General features: G+C 72.3%; 12 protein-coding genes and 3 tRNA genes. 7 read left to right on the forward strand and 8 right to left on the reverse strand.

The features are described 5' to 3' along the window. The first annotated feature begins 23 nt into the window (after positions 1–23). The 3 genes from BX283_RS15380 to BX283_RS15390 all read left to right on the forward strand — a co-directional run bounded on the left by BX283_RS15380 (position 24) and on the right by BX283_RS15390 (position 3538). On the forward strand, positions 24–695 hold the full coding sequence (locus BX283_RS15380) for a hypothetical protein (protein WP_143676429.1): 672 nt from the start codon (positions 24–26) through the stop codon (positions 693–695). A gap of 70 nt (positions 696–765) precedes the next feature. Further along, entirely contained in the window at positions 766–2193 is a 1428-nt protein-coding gene (locus BX283_RS15385) for an acyl-CoA synthetase (RefSeq protein ID WP_101388187.1), read from the forward strand. After that, positions 2186–3538: a carboxyl transferase domain-containing protein gene (locus BX283_RS15390; RefSeq protein WP_101388188.1), complete on the forward strand. Its 1353-nt coding sequence runs from the start codon at positions 2186–2188 to the stop codon at positions 3536–3538. Before BX283_RS15385 ends, BX283_RS15390 begins: the two co-directional genes overlap by 8 nt. Before the next feature lie 278 nt (positions 3539–3816). Here BX283_RS15390 and BX283_RS15395 read toward each other — a convergent pair whose 3' ends face one another. The 5 genes from BX283_RS15395 to BX283_RS15415 form a co-directional block, all read right to left on the reverse strand. Further along, positions 3817–5076: an MFS transporter gene (locus BX283_RS15395; protein WP_257582852.1), complete on the reverse strand. Its 1260-nt coding sequence runs from the start codon at positions 5074–5076 to the stop codon at positions 3817–3819. A 194-nt stretch (positions 5077–5270) separates the two neighbouring features. Continuing rightward, positions 5271–6020, reverse strand: a complete 750-nt coding sequence (locus BX283_RS15400) for a class I SAM-dependent methyltransferase (protein WP_101388190.1) — start codon at positions 6018–6020, stop codon at positions 5271–5273. A 645-nt stretch (positions 6021–6665) separates the two neighbouring features. Continuing rightward, positions 6666–6742, reverse strand: a tRNA-Ile gene (locus BX283_RS15405). Positions 6743–6907: 165 nt separating this feature from the next. Then, a tRNA-Asn gene (locus tag BX283_RS15410) sits at positions 6908–6980 on the reverse strand. A gap of 5 nt (positions 6981–6985) precedes the next feature. After that, positions 6986–7058: transfer RNA gene (locus BX283_RS15415), tRNA-Asn, on the reverse strand. Positions 7059–7252: 194 nt separating this feature from the next. Here BX283_RS15415 and BX283_RS15420 point away from each other — a divergent pair. The 4 genes from BX283_RS15420 to BX283_RS15435 all read left to right on the forward strand — a co-directional run bounded on the left by BX283_RS15420 (position 7253) and on the right by BX283_RS15435 (position 12944). After that, complete coding sequence (locus BX283_RS15420) at positions 7253–7555, forward strand: hypothetical protein (protein ID WP_101388191.1); 303 nt, start codon at positions 7253–7255, stop codon at positions 7553–7555. 85 nt (positions 7556–7640) lie between these two features. Beyond that, positions 7641–9086: an FGGY family carbohydrate kinase gene (locus BX283_RS15425; RefSeq protein WP_101388192.1), complete on the forward strand. Its 1446-nt coding sequence runs from the start codon at positions 7641–7643 to the stop codon at positions 9084–9086. Between the two features lie 196 nt (positions 9087–9282). Next, a complete protein-coding gene (locus BX283_RS15430) occupies positions 9283–11016 on the forward strand; it encodes an ABC transporter ATP-binding protein (protein WP_101392359.1) in 1734 nt (577 codons plus the stop codon). After that, positions 11013–12944: an ABC transporter ATP-binding protein gene (locus BX283_RS15435; RefSeq protein ID WP_101388193.1), complete on the forward strand. Its 1932-nt coding sequence runs from the start codon at positions 11013–11015 to the stop codon at positions 12942–12944. Before BX283_RS15430 ends, BX283_RS15435 begins: the two co-directional genes overlap by 4 nt. A gap of 127 nt (positions 12945–13071) precedes the next feature. On the opposite strand, the gene BX283_RS15440 is transcribed toward BX283_RS15435, so the two are convergent. The 3 genes from BX283_RS15440 to BX283_RS15450 all read right to left on the reverse strand — a co-directional run bounded on the left by BX283_RS15440 (position 13072) and on the right by BX283_RS15450 (position 17671). After that, positions 13072–14307 (reverse strand): RNA polymerase sigma factor, encoded by a 1236-nt coding sequence (locus tag BX283_RS15440; RefSeq protein WP_101388194.1) that lies wholly within the window; start codon positions 14305–14307, stop codon positions 13072–13074. Positions 14308–14458: 151 nt separating this feature from the next. Further along, positions 14459–16351, reverse strand: coding sequence for a DNA primase (dnaG, locus tag BX283_RS15445; protein WP_101388195.1), 1893 nt, complete (start codon positions 16349–16351; stop codon positions 14459–14461). 39 nt (positions 16352–16390) lie between these two features. Beyond that, positions 16391–17671, reverse strand: a complete 1281-nt coding sequence (locus tag BX283_RS15450; RefSeq protein WP_101388196.1) for an NAD(P)/FAD-dependent oxidoreductase — start codon at positions 17669–17671, stop codon at positions 16391–16393. Positions 17672–17678 lie beyond the last annotated feature (7 nt).

The raw sequence follows: 17678 nt of genomic DNA on the forward strand, positions 1-17678 counted from the left end.
CGACGTGGCCGGAAAGTATCCCCATGAGCGCGATGTGGACGACCGCCCTGGCCGGTGCCGCCGCCGGGCTGGGTGTGGCCATGCCCGTGGGAGCGGTCGGGGTGCTGCTCGTACAGGAAGGCATGCGCGACCGGCGCGGAGCCGTCGCGGCGGCGTCGGCGGTGGCCGTGGTCGACCTGGCGTACGCGGCGGCGGCCACCGCGCTGGGCCCGTGGATCGCGGCGACGCTGTCGGGCGTGGAGGCGTGGGTACGGCTGGCGGCGGCGGCCGTACTGGCCGTGATCGCGGGGCGGGGGCTCTGGGGGTCGCGCAGACCCCCAACGCGCGACTCCCCCGGCCAACGGGAGGGCCCGCTCCCGGCCCGGCCCCCCGGCCAAGGGGAGGACCCGCTCCCGGCCCGGTCCCCCGCCCGTACCTTCGCCCGCTTCGCCGCCCTCACCCTCGTCAACCCCACCACCGCCCTCTACTTCACCGCCCTCACCACCGCCCAGGGCAGCACCCTCCACGGCGGCGGCAGCGGGGCCGTGTTCGTCTCGGCCGTGTTCGCCGCGTCCTTCGTGTGGCAGCAACTGCTCGTCGCGGCGAGCGGGTTCGCCGGGGCGCGGATCTCCGACGCGGCCCGGATGTGGACGTTCCGGCTCGGCTACGGGCTGGTGGCGCTGTATGCCGTCAAGGTGGCGCTGCCGCTTCCTTGATCGCGGTGCCGCGTAGGGTTTCCGATGGCCCTTCAGGGCCGGTGCCGTCGACTCGCGAGGAGCCCTTTCCGTGTCCCCTCTCTTTCCCGCGCTACGGACCGCCGACGCGAAGGAAGCCCTTCGGTTCGGCGAGCACACCCTCAGTTACGCCGAACTCGCCGGGGCGGCGGGCGCCCTGGCGGGCAGGCTCGCCGGGGCGGGCCGGGTCGCCGTCTGGGCGACCCCGACCCTGGAGACGGCCGTCGGGGTGGTCGCGGCGCTGCTGGCCGGGGTGCCCGCCGTACCGCTGAACCCCAAGACGGGCGAGCGTGAGCTCGCGCACATCCTGGCGGACAGCGCGCCCTCGACCGTCCTGGCCGCCCCCGGAGACCTCCTGCCTCCCGCGCTGGCGGCGCTGACCAGGATCGACGTGGTCGCGACGGCGGGAGCGGCGGACCTGCCGGCCGCCGAGCCGGACGACGCCGAGTCGCCCGCCCTCATCGTCTACACCTCCGGCACCACCGGCCCGCCCAAGGGGGCCGTACTCCCCCGCCGGGCCATCTCCGGCACGCTCGACGCGCTCGCGGAGGTCTGGGCGTGGACGCCCGACGACGTCCTCGTACACGCCCTGCCGCTCTTCCACGTCCACGGCCTGATCCTCGGCGTCCTCGGCCCGCTGCGGCGCGGCGGCTCGGTCCGGCACCTGGGCAGGTTCTCGGTGGAGGGGGTGGCCCGCGAGCTGACGGCGGGCGCGACGATGCTGTTCGGGGTGCCGACGATGTACCACCGGATCGCCGAATCCCTCGACACCGACCGGGAGTTGGCGAAGGCGCTCGCGGGGGCGCGGCTCCTGGTGTCGGGTTCGGCGGCGCTGCCGGTCCACGACCACCGGCGGATCGCGGCGGCGACCGGCCGTACGGTGATCGAGCGGTACGGGATGACCGAGACGCTGATGAACACGAGCGTACGGGTGGACGGCGAGCCACGTCCCGGGACGGTCGGCGTGCCGCTGCCGGACGTGGAACTGCGCCTGGCGGACGAGTCGGACGGCATCGGCGAGATCCAGGTGCGCGGCCCGAACCTGTTCAGCGGCTATCTCAACCGGCCGGACGCCACGGCCGGCGCGTTCACCGACGACGGCTGGTTCCGCACCGGCGACATGGCGAGCCTGGACGCCGACGGATACGTACGGATCGTCGGCCGCAAGGCGACGGACCTGATCAAGAGCGGCGGGTACAAGATCGGGGCGGGCGAGATCGAGAACGCGCTGCTCGACCACCCCGGGGTGCGCGAGGCCGCCGTCACCGGGGAGCCGGACGCCGACCTCGGGGAGCGGATCGTGGCGTGGGTGGTCCCGGCCGACCCCCAGTCCCCGCCCACGCCCGAGGAGTTGGCCGGGCACGTCGCCGCCCAGCTCTCCCCGCACAAACGGCCGCGTACGGTCCGCTTCCTGGAGGCGCTGCCGCGCAACGACATGGGCAAGATCATGAAGCGCGCGCTGGGCAACGGGAATGGCTGACCGCCCCAGCGCCAGGGCGGCGATCGAGGCGGCGACGTCCGCTTTCACGGAGCTGCACGCGCCGGAGCGGGAGACGGCGGTGGAGGGCCCGCTCGGGTGGGACGGGTACGCCGCCTCACGGGCCCGGGCGACGGAACGCACCGGCGAGCACGAGTCGGTGATCTACGGCCGGGCGGAGGTGGAGGGGCGACCCTGTGTGGTGCTCTCCTTCGAATTCGGCTTCCTGGGCGGGTCGTTGGGCGAGCGTACGGGTGACCGCCTGGAGGCGGCGTACCGGGCGGCGCGGGAGCTGCGGCTGCCGCTGGTCTCGCTGATCGCGACCGGCGGCAGCCGGATGCAGGAGGGCATGGTCGCGCTCACCCAACTCCAGCGGGTGGCCCGCCAGTCGATCCTGCTGCGGTCGGCCGGGCTGCCCCAGATCGCGGTCCTGCGCGACCCGACGACGGGCGGCGGCTGGGCCACGCTCGGCGCGGGCGCGGACGTCGTCCTGGCGCTGCCGGGCGCGCAGGTGGGGTTCGCTGGGTCGCGGGTACGGCCCGCCGACGCGGACCCGACGGCGTACGCGGCGGAGGGGCAGCTGGCGGCCGGGGCGGTGGACGCGGTGGTGCCGGTGGCGGAGCTGCGCGGGGTGCTGGGGAGGTGGCTGGGGCTGCTCTGCGGCGGGGCGCCGGACGGCCCGGCCCCGGCGGAAGTGCCCGCCGCGCTCGGCGATTCGGGCCTGCCGGGGACGGGCTGGGAGGCGGTGTCACAGGCGCGCGCGCCGTCCCGGCCCCGGGCGTCGGCGTACCTGGACGCGTACTTCACCTTCCGCCTCCCGCTGAGCGGGGACAGGTGCGGGGGCGTGGACCCGGGGATGCTGTGCGGGTTCGGGGAGCGGGGCGGGCGTACGGTCGCGTACGCGGCCCAGGCCGGCACCGCGACCCGCCCGGCGGGCTACCGCACCGCCGCCCGCCTCCTGCGCCTCGCCGACCGCCTCGGCGTCCCCGTCCTGACCCTGGTCGACACACCGGGCGCGGCGAACGACGCGGCGGCGGAGCGGGCGGGGCAGGGTGCGGCGATCGCGGACTGCTTCGCCGCGGTGGCGGGGGTGGGGGTGCCGGTCACCACGCTGGTGATCGGCGAGGGCGGCTCGGGCGGCGCCCTGGCGCTCGCCGCGCCCGGCCGCACCTGGCTGACTCCGTCGAGCTACTTCTCCGTGATCGGGCCGGAGTTGGCGGCGGCGATCTTGAAGCGGGGTGCGGATGAAGTCCGGGGGACGGCTGACCAACTGGGGCTCCGCCCCCAGGACCTGGTACGCCTCGGTTTGGCCCGGGGGGTGGTCTCCCCCACCCCGCCCCTTCCCTGAACCCTCCGGGGGTGGGTGGGGGTGGAGGCCCCGGCCCCCGTTTGCGGGGCCTGCGGCCCCTGCACCCCGCTGAGTTCGTCTGCGGACCGTGGATGGCTGGTCGCGCAGTTCCCCGCGCCCCTTGAATGCCGCTCCGCGGCAATCCCCTGGGCGCCCCGCAGGGGCGCATCTCAGGGGCGCGGGGAACTGCGCGAGCAACCGACCACGGTCCGCGGACAAACGAGGGTTAAGGGGCGCGGGGAACTGCGCGACCAGTTGGGGACGGCCCGCAGACGAACTCAGGCCTCGGGGTCCCTGGCGTCGTACCGCGCGAACCGGCGGCGCGTGACGCCGAGCAGCGTCACCGCGAGCACGCACGCGAGGCCGCCGCCGGTGACGGCCACCGTGGGCGAGGCCAGGTCCGCGGTGGTGCCCGCGAGGAAGTCCCCGAGCCGGGGTCCGCCGGCGACGACGACGATGAAGACGCCCTGCAGCCGCCCCCGCATCTCGTCCGGCGCGGCGACCTGGAGCATGGTGTTGCGGAACACCATGGACACGGTGTCGGCGCACCCCGCGAGGGCGAGGAAGAACAGCCCCAGCCAGAGGTCGCGGGTCAGCCCGAACACGGCGATCGCGGCGCCCCACGCGCCCACGGCCAGCAGGATCGCGAGCCCGTGCCGGTGGATGCGGCCGAGCCACCCCGAGAACACCCCGCCGAGCAGCGCGCCCAGCGCGGGCGCGGCGACCAGGAGGCCGGTGGTGCGGGCGTCACCCCCGTACCAGAGCGCGGCGACGGCCGGGAACAGGGCGCGGGGGTGCGCCAGGATCATGGCGCAGAAGTCGGAGAAGAACGTCATCCGGAGGTTGGGCCGGGTGGCGAGGAAGCGGAACCCGTCGAGGACGGAGGCCCGCTTGGCGGCCGTACGGTCCCGGTCGGGCAGCATCGACGGCAGCCGCCACATCGCGTAGAGCGAGGCGGCAAAGGTGACGGCGTCGATGAGGTACGCCGACTGGTACCCGGCGAACCCGACGATCAGCCCGCCCAGCATCGGGCCCAGCAGCATGCCCGAGGTCATGGTGACGGAGTTGAGCGCGTTGGCGGCCGGAAGCTGCTCGGGAGGCAGCAGCCGGGGGATCATCGAGGACCGCGCGGGCCCGTTGAGGGCCGCGCACACGGACTGCAGCGCGACGATCCCGTACAGGAACCACACGTGCGCGAACCCGGCGATCGCGGCGGCCGCGAGCCCCGCCGACAGCACGGCGGACCCGGACGCACTGGCGAGCCCGAGCCGGCGCCGGTCCACGGTGTCCGCGATCGCCCCGCCGTACAGCCCGAACACCATCAGGGGCACGAGGGAGAACAGCCCCACGAGCCCGACGCTGAAGCTGGACTCCGTGATGTCGTACACCTGGAGCGAGATCGCCAGGGAGGTCATCCCCTGCCCCACCCACGAGATGGTGTTCCCGAACCACAGCCGGCGGTAGTCCGGGGAGCTGCGGAGGGGCGTGAGGTCGGCGAGTATGCGGGTTCTGGGCGGAGAACTGGTGTCGGCGGTCACGCAGGATGCTAACCGTTGCCTGGGGCGGGTTATTCGCCCGCGGGTGGATGGGGGCTGGTCGCGCCCACGCAGCGGAGCCGCACATGTCACAGCCCCGCGCCCCTGCAGGGGCGCCCCGCAGGGGCGCATTTAAGGGGCGCGGGGAACTGCGCGACCAGTTGGGGACGGCCCGCGGACGAACGAGCACCCAAACCTCAGACGCGCTCCGCGTGCACGTACGACATCGGGTACACGATGCGGCCCTTCGCATCGACGTCGAAAGCGTTCGGGTCGAACGGCAGCGTCCCGCCGGTCTCCGCCCGCTGCTTCTCGAAGTACTCACGCGTGTGGTTCGTCGTGCACAGGCTGTCCTCGATCGCGAGGATCCGCCACGTCCCCTCCAGGTTGACCCGGAAGTTGTCCTTGCTGACGCGCAGCTGCTGCGGCGGCAGCCCGACGAGCTCGGACTCCGCGAACGCGAACAGGTGCAGCCGGGCCCCCGGCGCCGTCACCCGGTGCAGCGCCGCCGCGTACTTGCGCCGCTGCTCGTCGGTGAGGACGTGGTACAGCCCGTAGTCGAGAACCGTCTCGAAGCCGCCCTCGACGCCCTCGAAGGCCGTCGCGTCCGACACGGCGAACGTCACATCGAGCCCGCGCTCCCGGGCCCGCTCCTGCGCCTGCCCGATCGCGGAGGGCGAGAAGTCGAGGCCGGTGACCTGGTGGCCGCGGCTCTTGAGGTGCAGCGAGTTCTGCCCGGTGCCGCACCCCGCGTCCAGCACCTTCCCACGGAACGCGCCGGACGCCTCCAGGGCCACCACGACCGGCTGCGGCTCGGGGATGTTCCAGGGCGCGAAGTCGAACTTCATGCCCAGGCCCTCCGTCCGCACCTTCCCCGCGTACAGCGGATCGAAGTTGGCACTGCCGGCCGTGTAGACCTCGCCGCCCTGCGGTTCTTCCGTGCTCACCTGGTGCCTCCCCTTTGCGGTTCGTGATGCGGTCAATCTCCCGGACCGAATCACCTGGGGACAAGCCCGGGTGGCTGATCAGACGTTCAATCGCGGGAACTCCGCGGTTGCACACCGGTCTTGACAATTCGAGGAAAGAGAAGAAAGAGGGGAAAGGAATGCGCCACGGCCGTGGGGCGCGGCGCCCGCGCGACGCGGCGCCACGGCGCCTCCGGCGCGCGCCCGGGCCCCCGGCCCCCAGCCGCCCCACGGGCCCGCCCGGGCCCACCAGGCCCCCGCGCACGGCCGGGCCGCGGCACGGCTCCCCCGGGACCCGCCGCTCCGGGCGACGGCCGCCACCCCGACGAATTCCCCCGGAATTCCGCCCCGGGGAATTCCCTCCCGGCCCGCCGTTCCCGTACTCGGGAATTCGGCCTCCGGGAATGCGACCCGGAAGTCAGGGCTCACATCAGTACGTACGGAAGAAAGCCCGCGCCCCCGCGCCCCGCGTCGTCCGCAGGCGCGCCCCCGGACCTCCCGGCCCCCTCCGTCATCGCTCCGACCGGGTGGGTGCCACGATGCCCCCGGTGTGTCGTACGTGGAGTACGACGCTCCCGGGGGCATCCTGGTCTCGCCTGTCCGAAACGTTCCTGCAGGAACGACTCGTGGTGGGGCGGGTGGGACTCGAACCCACGGCCGACGGATTATGAGTCCGCTGCTCTAACCGGCTGAGCTACCGCCCCTAACGGCGCGTCGCGCACATTTGTGCGCGCCGTCTGCCGCAGCATAGCCGCTCATACGATCTCCTGCCTCGGATGGTCGGCAACGCACGACCATGAGGACCCGATCGCGGCCCGCGCGGTTCCACCGGGCATGAAAAAGGACCCTCGAGGGGCCCTTTTTCGTTGCTCTCCCGACTGGACTCGAACCAGTAACCTGCCGGTTAACAGCCGGCTGCTCTGCCAATTGAGCTACAGGAGACCGAGCTCCCCCGACTGGACTCGAACCAGTAACCTGCCGGTTAACAGCCGGCTGCTCTGCCAATTGAGCTACAGGGGAATGTCTCGTTGCATCGAACGTACCTACCCCGGGTGTCCCCGGGCGGCGTGCGCTCGCTGCGACACATACATTAGCGCAAGCAGGGGGGTGCTCCGCCAATCGGTTCCACCCCGGGTGATCACGGGGCTGCACGGGTAGGCGCAGCACACGACGCCACAGCGACGTCAGACAGACGCCACAGAAGGGTGACCGCCATGCGCTACCGGCTCACGTTCGCCGTCGGACTCGTCGTCGGGTACGTGCTCGGGACCCGGGCCGGACGCGAGCGGTACGAGCAGTTGAAGAAGTCCGCCCGGCAGGTCGCGCAGAACCCGGCCGTCCGCAACACCGCGGAGTCCGCCGCGCAGAACGGCCGCGCGTACGCGGGCAAGGCCTTCCACGCGGTGAGCGAGAAGGTCGGGGAGAAGCTGCCGGACTCCGTCGGCGAGCGGGTGCGGTCGCTGCGCGAGCGCGGCCAGGGCGCCGGCGAGGACGACTGGGGCACCAGCAACACCTGACGGACCCTGTGCACCGGCGACAACGGGCGAGACCTTGACTCACGCGGGGGCCCAGTGGCCCCCCGCGTGATGCAGAATCGTGCGCATGGGGATAGTCGCCGGGCTGGACAGCTCTTCCGCCTTCACACGCATCGTCGTCTGCGACACCGACACCGGTGCCGTCCTGCGGCAGGGGTACGCCCCGCACCCTGTGGACCCGAAGGCCACCGAGGTCGATCCGCAGGCCTGGCTGCTCTCGCTGGGCGAGGCCGCGGCGGGCGGGCTGCTCGAAGGCGTGCAGGCCATCGGCGTCGCCGCCCAGCAGCACGCGCTGATCGCGCTCGACGGGCAGGGCGCTCTCGTACGGGCGGCGCTGACCGGCAACGACAAGCGCGCGCAGGCCGCCGCGGCGGATCTCACCGACGGGCTCGGCGGGCGCGAGGCGTGGGCCAAGGCCGTCGGGTCCGTGCCGCAGGCCGCCCAGGCCGTGGCGAAGCTGCGCTGGCTGGCCCGCAACGAACCGGAGGCCGCCCAGCGCACCGCCGCGATCGTGCAGGCGCACGACTGGCTGGTGTGGCAGCTGCTCGGCCGCCCGGCCCGCCGCACCACCGACCGGGGCGCCGCCTCCGGCACCGGCTACTGGTCGGCCGCGACCGGCTTCTACCGCCCCGACCTCGTCGAGCTCGCGCTCGGCCACCACGTGGCGCTTCCCGAGGTGCTCGGCCCCTCCGACGCGGCCGGCACCACCCCCGAGGGACTGCTGATCTCGGCGGGCACCGGCGAGACGATGGCCGCCGCGTTCGGGCTCGGCGTCGGGCCCGGCGACGCGGTCGTCTCGCTCGGGGCGTCGGGTTCCGTCATGGCCGTGCACCACGAGGCGCTGGCCGACCCGGCCGGGATGATTACGTCGTTCGCCGACGCCACCGGCCGCCATCTGCCCGTGGTGCATACGAGCAACGCGGTACGGGCGCTGCGCGGCACGGCGGAGATGCTCGGCGCCGAGAGTCTGGAGGAGCTCTCCGCCCTCGCGCTGAAGTCCACTCCGGGCGCCTGCGGACTGGTCCTGCTGCCGTATCTGGAGGGCGAGCGCACGCCCCGGCTGCCGCACGCGGCCGGCACGCTGGCGGGGCTGCGGCGCGAGTCGATGAAGCCCGAGCACCTGGCGCGGGCCGCCTTCGAGGGCATGCTCTGCTCGCTCGCGGACGCGCTGGACGTGCTGCGGCTGCGCGGCGTCGAGGTGCGGCGGGTCTTCCTGCTGGGGGCGGCGGCCGAACTGCCCGCCGTGCAGGCGGCGGCGCCCGCGATCCTGGGCACCCAGGTGGTCGTGCCACAGCCCGCCGAGTACGCGGCGCTGGGCGCGGCCCGCCAGGCCGCCTGGGCGCTCGGCGTCTCGCAGGGCAGCCTCGCCGCGCACACCCCGCCGGCCTGGCAGGGCGCGGCCGCGCAGGTCTTCGAGCCGGGCGAGGAGCTGGCGGTGGGGCAGGCGGTGCGCCAGCAGTACATCGCGACGCGCGACGAGATCCACCCGGGCGCGTTCGACCCGGGCGCCTAGGCGGCGCTCCGGTCACCGGGGGCGGGAAATCAGCCGTACGGGGTGATCTCCGGCGTGTCGCCTTGACTCCGCCGGAGGTCCGCCCTTGACTCATCCTTTTGACTTGCCCTTGGCTTAATCCCTTGGGGTTCCGGGGGTGGAGTGTCGCAAGATGGGGGTCGAACCCCTCGATCTTGCCGACCCGGAGAGCCTCCACGTGCTCATACGACTCCTGCGGACCCATCTGGATCCGTACAAGAAACCGATCGCGCTCCTGGTGCTGCTGCAGCTGCTCCAGACGTGCGCGACCCTCTATCTGCCGACCCTGAACGCCGACATCATCGACAACGGTGTCGTCAACGGGGACACCGGCTACATCCTGGAGTTCGGCGGCATCATGATCGCCGTCAGTCTGGTCCAGGTCGTCTGCAACGTCGGCGCCGTCTACTTCGGCGCGCGTACGGCGGCGGCGGTGGGCCGGGACATGCGCGCGGCCGTCTTCGGGCGCGTCCAGTCGTTCTCCTCGCGCGAGGTGGGCCACTTCGGGGCGCCGTCCCTGATCACCCGGACCACCAACGACGTGCAGCAGGTCCAGATGCTGACGCTGATGGCGTTCACGCTGATGGTGTCCGCGCCGATCATGTGCTTCGGCGGCATCATCATGGCGCTCGGCCAGGACGTGCCGCTGTCGGCGGTGCTGCTGGCCGTGGTGCCGGTGCTCGGCGTCTCCGTCTCGCTGATCGTGCGCAAGATGCGCCCGCTGTTCCGCACCATGCAGACCCGCCTCGACACGGTGAACCGCGTGCTGCGCGAGCAGATCACCGGCAACCGTGTGATCAGGGCGTTCGTCAAGGACGACTACGAGAAGGGCCGCTTCCGGGGCGCCAACACCGAGCTGACCGACGTCTCCCTGGGCACCGGCCGGCTGATGGCGCTGATGTTCCCCACCGTCATGACGGTGGTCAACGTGTCCTCCGTGGCCGTGGTGTGGTTCGGCGCCCACCGGATCGACGACGGGTCCCTGATGATCGGTCAGCTCACCGCGTTCCTCACGTATCTGATGCAGATCGTGATGGCCGTGATGATGGCCACGTTCATGTTCATGATGGTGCCGCGCGCAGAGGTCTGCGCCGAGCGCATCGAGGAGGTCCTCGCCACCGACACCAGTGTGGTCCCGCCGCTCTCGCCGGTGCGCGAGCTGCGCCGCAGCGGCCATCTGGAGGTCCGCGGCGCCGACTTCACGTATCCGGGCGCCGAGGAGTCCGTCCTCAAGGGCGTGGACCTGGTGGCCCGCCCGGGCGAGACCACCGCGGTCATCGGGTCGACCGGCAGCGGCAAGTCCACGCTGCTCGGGCTCGTACCGAGGCTGTTCGACGTGACGGGCGGCACGGTCCTGGTCGACGGCGAGGACGTGCGCGGAATCGATCCCGTACTGCTCGCCAAGACGGTGTCGATGGTGCCGCAGAAGCCGTATCTGTTCTCCGGAACGGTCGCGACCAATCTGCGGTACGGCAATCCCGACGCCACCGACGAGGAGCTCTGGCACGCGCTGGAGGTCGCCCAGGCCAAGGAGTTCGTCACCAGGCTGGAGGGCGGGCTGAACGCGCCGATCGCGCAGGGCGGCACCAATGTCTCCGGCGGCCAGCGCCAGCGGCTCGCGATCGCGCGGACCCTGGTGCAGCGCCCGGAGATCTACCTCTTCGACGACTCGTTCTCGGCGCTCGACTACGCGACGGACGCGGCCCTGCGGGCGGCGCTGCTGCGCGAGACGCGCGAGGCGACCGTCGTCATCGTGGCCCAGCGGGTCTCCACGATCCGCGACGCCGACCGGATCGTCGTCCTGGACGAGGGCCGGGTCGTCGGCACCGGCCGCCACCACGAGCTGATGGCCGAGAACGAGACGTACCGGGAGATCGTGCTCTCCCAGCTGACGGAGGCCGAGGCGGCATGAGCGGAAACATGGCCCGGATGATGGGCCAGGGCGACGGCAAACGCTCGATGGACTTCAAGGGTTCGTCGAAGCGGCTGCTGCGGCAGCTCGCCCCGGAGAAGGGCACGCTCTATGTGATGCTCGTCGCCGCGCTGCTCAGCGTGGCGCTGTCGGTGGTCGGGCCGAAGATCCTCGGCAAGGCGACCGACCTGGTCTTCGCGGGCGTCGTCGGCCGGCAGATGCCGGACGGGACGACCAAGGAACAGGCCCTGGAGCGGCTGCGCGACAAGGGCGACGGCGGCCTCGCCGACATGCTCTCCGGGGTGGACTTCACCCCCGGCCACGGCATCGACTTCGGCTCGGTCGGCGGCGTGCTGCTGTTCGCGCTCGCGGTGTACGTGGGCGCGGGGCTGCTGATGCTGGTGGCGACCCGGCTCTCCAACCGGGCGATCAACCGCACGGTGTACCGGATGCGCGAGCAGGTGCAGGCGAAGCTGTCGCGGCTGCCGCTGTCGTACTTCGACCGCGCCAAGCGCGGCGAGGTGCTCAGCCGCGCCACCAACGACATCGACAACATCTCCCAGACGATGCAGCAGACGATGGGCCAGCTCATCAACTCGCTGCTCACCATCGTCGGCGTGCTCGCGATGATGTTCTGGATCTCGCCGCTGCTCGCGCTGGTGGCGCTGGCGACCGTACCGCTGTCGGTGTTCGTCGCGACGAAGATCGGCAAGCGGTCGCAGCCGCAGTTCGTGCAGCAGTGGAAGACCACGGGACGGCTCAACGCGCACGTGGAGGAGATGTACACCGGGCACAGCCTGGTGAAGGTCTTCGGGCGCCAGGAGGAGTCGGCGCGGCAGTTCGACGAGCAGAACGAGGCGCTGTACGAGGCCGGGTTCAAGGCGCAGTTCAACAGCGGGGTGATGCAGCCGCTGATGATGTTCATCTCGAACCTGAACTACGTGCTGGTCGCGGTCGTCGGCGGGCTGCGGGTCGCCTCCGGCGCGCTGTCGATCGGCGATGTGCAGGCGTTCATCCAGTACTCGCGGCAGTTCTCGATGCCGCTCACCCAGGTCGCCTCGATGGCGAACCTGGTGCAGTCGGGGGTCGCCTCCGCCGAGCGGATCTTCGAGCTGCTCGACGCGGACGAGCAGGCGCCGGAGCCGGACGAGAAGGCGGCCGAGCGGCCGGTGGAGCGGCGGGGCGCGGTGACGCTGGAGAAGGTGGCGTTCCGCTACGACCCGCAGAAGCCGCTGATCGAGGACCTGTCGCTGAAGGTCGAGCCGGGCCAGACGGTCGCGATCGTCGGCCCGACCGGCGCGGGCAAGACGACGCTGGTCAACCTTCTGATGCGGTTCTACGAGGTGACGGACGGGCGGATCACCCTGGACGGGGTGGACGCGGCCCGGATGTCGCGCGAGGAGCTGCGGGCGGGCATCGGCATGGTTCTCCAGGACACCTGGCTGTTCGGCGGGACCATCGCGGACAACATCGCGTACGGGGCGGATCGCGCGGTGACGCGCGAGGAGATCGAGGAGGCGGCTCGGGCGGCGCACGCGGACCGGTTCATCCGGACGCTGCCGGACGGGTACGACACGGTCATAGACGACGAGGGGACGGGGGTCAGCGCGGGTGAGAAGCAGCTGATCACGATCGCCCGGGCGTTCCTGTCCGACCCGGTGATCCTGGTGCTCGACGAGGCGACGAGTTCCGTGGACACGCGGACCGAGGTGCTGATCCAGAAGGCGATGGCGCGGCTCGCCCACGGGCGGACGTCGTTCGTGATCGCGCACCGGCTCTCCACGATCCGGGACGCCGACGTCATCCTCGTCATGGAGAACGGGTCCATCGTCGAGCAGGGCACGCACGACGAGCTGCTGGCGGCGGACGGCGCGTACGCGCGGCTGTACGCGGCGCAGTTCGCGCAGGCCGTGGCCGAGGTCGACTGAGCGCTCCGCGGGAGGTGAAGTGCGTCGTCCGCGGGCCGGTGGGGGCTGGTCGCGCAGTTCCCCGCGCCCCTTACGGGGCGCGGTGCCGCACCGCACTTCACACGGCCGCGCAGAGCTGTTCCGGCGCTCAGTCCAGGTACCCCCGCAGCTGGTCCGCGAAGGCGTGGTCGCGGAGTTTGTTCAGCGTCTTCGACTCGATCTGGCGGATGCGTTCGCGCGTCACTCCGAAGATCCGGCCGATCTCCTCCAGCGTGCGGGGGCGGCCGTCGGCGAGGCCGTAGCGGAGCTGGACCACCTTGCGTTCGCGCTCGCCCAGGGTGGACAGCACCGCCTCCAGGTGCTCGCGCAGCAGCAGGAAGGCCGCGGACTCCACGGGGGACGCCGCGTCGCCGTCCTCGATCAGGTCGCCGAGCGCGACGTCGTCCTCCTCGCCCACGGGCGCGTGCAGCGAGACCGGCTCCTGGGCGAGGCGCAGCACCTCGCTCACGCGCTCCGGCGCGAGGTCGAGGTGCGCGGCCACTTCCTCCGGCGTCGGCTCGTAGCCGCGCTCCTGGAGCATCCGGCGCTGCACCCGCACGACCCGGTTGATCAGCTCCACCACATGGACGGGGACGCGGATCGTCCGGGCCTGGTCGGCCAGCGCGCGGGACATGGCCTGGCGGATCCACCACGTCGCGTACGTGGAGAACTTGTAGCCGCGCGCGTAGTCGAACTTCTCGACCGCGCGGATCAGTCCGAGGTTTCCCTCCTGGACCAGGTCGAGCATGGTCAGCCCGCGTCCGACGTAGCGCTTGGCGACGGAGACGACCAGGCGCAGGTTCGCCTCGATGAGGCGGCGCTTGGCCATCCGGCCCATGACCACCAACTTGTCGAGGTCGACGGCGAGTTGGGAGTCCAGGTCCGGGGTGTTGCTCAGCTTCTCCTCGGCGAACAGGCCCGCCTCGACCCGGCGGGCGAGCTCGACCTCCTCGGCGGCGGTGAGCAGCGGGATCCGGCCGATCTCACGCAGGTACTGCCGGAAGAGGTCGGACGACGGGCCGCCGGTGTCCGCCCGCCCCGGCACCCGTTCGGGCGGCTCCGGAACGTCCACCACCTCGTCGACGAGCTCGACGGGGGGCGGCACTTCGGCCTCGGGGTGGAGCGCGGCCCGGGTCTGCGGGGGCACGGTGGCCATGACGTCGTTGTCGGTCAGGGTCTGGGTCTGCACGGGGGCGACCTCCAGGGTGATCGCTGCCGGATCGGGGGCGTGCGGCAGCGGGACGGGGGCGGCCGGGCCGCTGTCCGTCCCGTACACGATGAGCGGATCCGCGGGGGTGTGGTACCCACCTTCGGTGGGCCGGCCGCGCTCCGAGGACTCAGGCACCGCACCCCAGTGTGGGGTAAGACACATCTCCGCCACGAGGGGCGTGCGGTGACTTTTTGAAGCCGGTCCGTGACCGGTCGGTTACCCGTGCGGCAGCGGTGTGGGGCCGCGCTGTAGTGGTACGGGTACCCCCGGTGTCCCGGGGCAGGCCTCAGAGTGCTTCCGCGCCCCGGTTGCGCAGCGCCTGCCCGTACTGCTGGAGGACCCACAACTCGTTCTGCACGGCGGCCAGCCGCTCCGGGTCGCCGTTCTGGCCGAGGCGCGCCAGGGTGCCCTGGATGTCGAGGAGGCGGCGGTCGACGGCGCGGCGGCGCACGGCGACGAGCTGCTCGCCCGCGTACGCCTCGTCGACCACGCGCGCGTGGATGGCCTCCACGGCGAGCTCGGTGACGAGCGCGCGGACCGTGTCGTTGGGGGCCGACTCCATGACCGCCGGAAGGTAGTCGGAGGGCGCGTCGGTGGCGCCGCCCGCGTCCATGATGCACTGGCGCACCGCCGCGTACGGCGGGGCCGTGAACTCGTCCACTCCGTACGCGTCGAACGCCGGGGAGACCAGGTGCGGGTACTGGAGGGCGAGCTTGAGGAGCTCACGCTCGGTGCGGTGGGCGGGGCTGCGCAGGTTCAGGGCGGGGCCGGAGGGGGCGGCGGCCGGGGCCTGCGCCTCGCCGTACTCGCGGCGGCGGTCCGGGGCCGGGCCCTTGCCTCCCCGGTCGCGGGCCCAACGCGCCAGCTGGGCCACGCGCTTGACCACGAACTGGGTGTCCAGGATGCCGAGGATGCCGGCCAGCTGGACGGCCACCTCGTGCTGGGAGGCGATGTTCTTGATGCGGGCGACGATCGGGGCGGCCTCGTCGAGGGCGGCCGCGCGGCCCGCCGGGGTCTCCAGGTCGTACCGCTGGACGATCTGGCGGATCGCGAACTCGAAGAGCGGGGTGCGGGGCTGGACCAGGTCCGCGACCGCCTCGTTGCCCTTGGCGAGGCGCAGCTCGCAGGGGTCCATGCCGTCGGGGGCGATGGCGATGTAGGTCTCGGCGGCGAACTTCTGGTCGTCCTCGAAGGCGCGCAGGGCGGCCTTCTGGCCCGCCGCGTCACCGTCGAAGGTGAAGATCACGCGCGCGCTGCCGTTGTCCATCAGGAGGCGGCGCAGGATCTTGATGTGGTCGCCGCCGAAGGCGGTGCCGCAGGTGGCGATGGCGGTGGTGACCCCGGCGAGATGACAGGCCATCACATCGGTGTAGCCCTCGACGACCACCGCGCGGCTGGACTTGGCGATGTCCTTCTTGGCCAGGTCGATGCCGTACAGGACCTGCGACTTCTTGTAGATCGCGGTCTCGGGGGTGTTGAGGTACTTGGGGCCGTTGTCGTCGTCGCGGAGCTTGCGGGCGCCGAAGCCGACCACTTCGCCGGAGACGTCGCGGATCGGCCACATCAGCCGGCCGCGGAAGCGGTCGATGGGGCCGCGGCGGCCCTCCTGGGAGAGCCCGGAGAGGGTGAGCTCCTTGTCGCTGAAGCCCTTGCCGCGCAGGAAGCGGGTGAGGTGGTCCCAGCCCGCCGGGCTGTAGCCGACGCCGAAGTGGGCGGCGGCGGCCTGGTCGAAGCCGCGCTCGGCGAGGAACCTGCGGCCGATCTCGGCCTCGGCGCTGGTGCCCAGCTGCTCGATGTAGAACTGCGCGGCGATCTTGTGCGCCTCGACCAGGCGGATGCGCTCCCCGCGCTGGTGGGAGGGGTTGTAGCCACCCTCCTCGTACCGCAGGGTGATGCCCGCGGTGGCCGCCAGGCGCTCCACGGCCTCGGAGAACGACAGGTGGTCGATCTTCCGGACGAAGGCGATCGTGTCGCCGCCTTCCTGGCAGCCGAAGCAGTGGAAGAGACCCTTGCTCGGGCTGACCTGGAAGGACGGGGACTTCTCGTCGTGGAAGGGGCACAGGCCCTTGAGGTTGCCGCCGCCCGCGTTGCGCAACTGGAGGTACTCGGACACGACGGCGTCGATCGGGACCGCGTCCCGGACCGCCTTCACGTCGTCATCGTTGATCCTGCCTGCCACGCACGAAGTCTACGGGGCGGCGGTGACAGTCAGGACTGGTCAGGACTGGCCGGACAGCAGGTCCCCCAGGGGCACCGAGGGGTCCGCGAGCCGGTCGGGGTCCACCTGGACGCCCTTGGTCCCGGCCCTGATCAGGTCCTGGATCGCCGCTGTGACGTCCCACACATTCACGTTCATCCCCGCCAGCACCCGGCGCTCGCTCAGCCAGAAGGCGATGAACTCGCGCTTTCCCGCGTCGCCCCGCAGCACCACCTGGTCGTACGAGCCGGGGGGCGCCCAGCCCGAGTACTCCAGGCCCAGGTCGTACTGGTCGGAGAAGAAGTACGGCACGCGGTCGTACGAGACGTCCTGGCCCAGCATCGCGCGCGCGGCGGCCGGGCCGCCGTTGAGGGCGTTGGCCCAGTGCTCCACGCGCAGCCGGGTGTCGAGCAGCGGGTGGTGGGCGGCCGCCACGTCACCGGCGGCGAAGATGTCCGGGTCGGAGGTGCGCAGCGAGGCGTCCACGGCGATGCCGCCGCCGTCGGCGCGGTCGACGAGGGCGAGCCCGGCGTTCTCGGCGAGGGCGGTGCGCGGGGCGGCGCCGATCGCGGCGAGCACGTCGTGCGCCGGGTGCTCCTCGCCGTCGTCGGTGCGGGCCGCGAGGACCATGCCGTCCTGGCCGGTGATCTCGGTGAGCCTGGCGCCGAAGTGGAAGCGGACGCCGTGCTCGGCGTGCAGATCGGTGAAGATCTGGCCCAGCTCGGGGCCGATGACCTGGTGCAGCGGGGTCGCCTCGGGCTCGACGACGGTGACCTCCGCGCCATAGCCGCGCGCGGCGGCGGCGACCTCCAGGCCGATCCAGCCGGCCCCGGCGATCACCAGGTGGCCGTTGTCGCGGCCGAGCGCCTTGAGCATGTTGCGCAGCCGCTCGGAGTGGGCGAGGCGGCGCAGGTGGTGGACGCCCGCGAGGCCGGTGCCGGGGATGTCGAGGCGGCGGGGCTCGGAGCCGGTGGCGAGCAGCAGCTTGTCGTAGCCGATCAGGGTGCCGTCGCCGAGGCGGACGGTCCTGGCTTCCCGGTCGATGGCGGTGACGGTCTGGCCGAGGTGGAGCTCCACGTCGTTCTGCGCGTACCAGGCGGGCTCGTGGACGAAGACGCTGTCGCGCTCCTCCTTGCCGGAGAGGAACCCCTTGGACAGGGGAGGCCGTTCGTACGGGTGCTCCCGCTCGTCGCCGATGAGGATCACCCGGCCGTTGAACCCCTCGGCACGCAGGGTCTCGGCGGCCTTGGCCCCGGCCAGTCCTCCACCGACAATGACAAATGTCCGGTCTGCGTCGACCACTTGATGC

This window comes from Streptomyces sp. TLI_146, assembly GCF_002846415.1.
GTDB lineage: Bacteria > Actinomycetota > Actinomycetes > Streptomycetales > Streptomycetaceae > Streptomyces.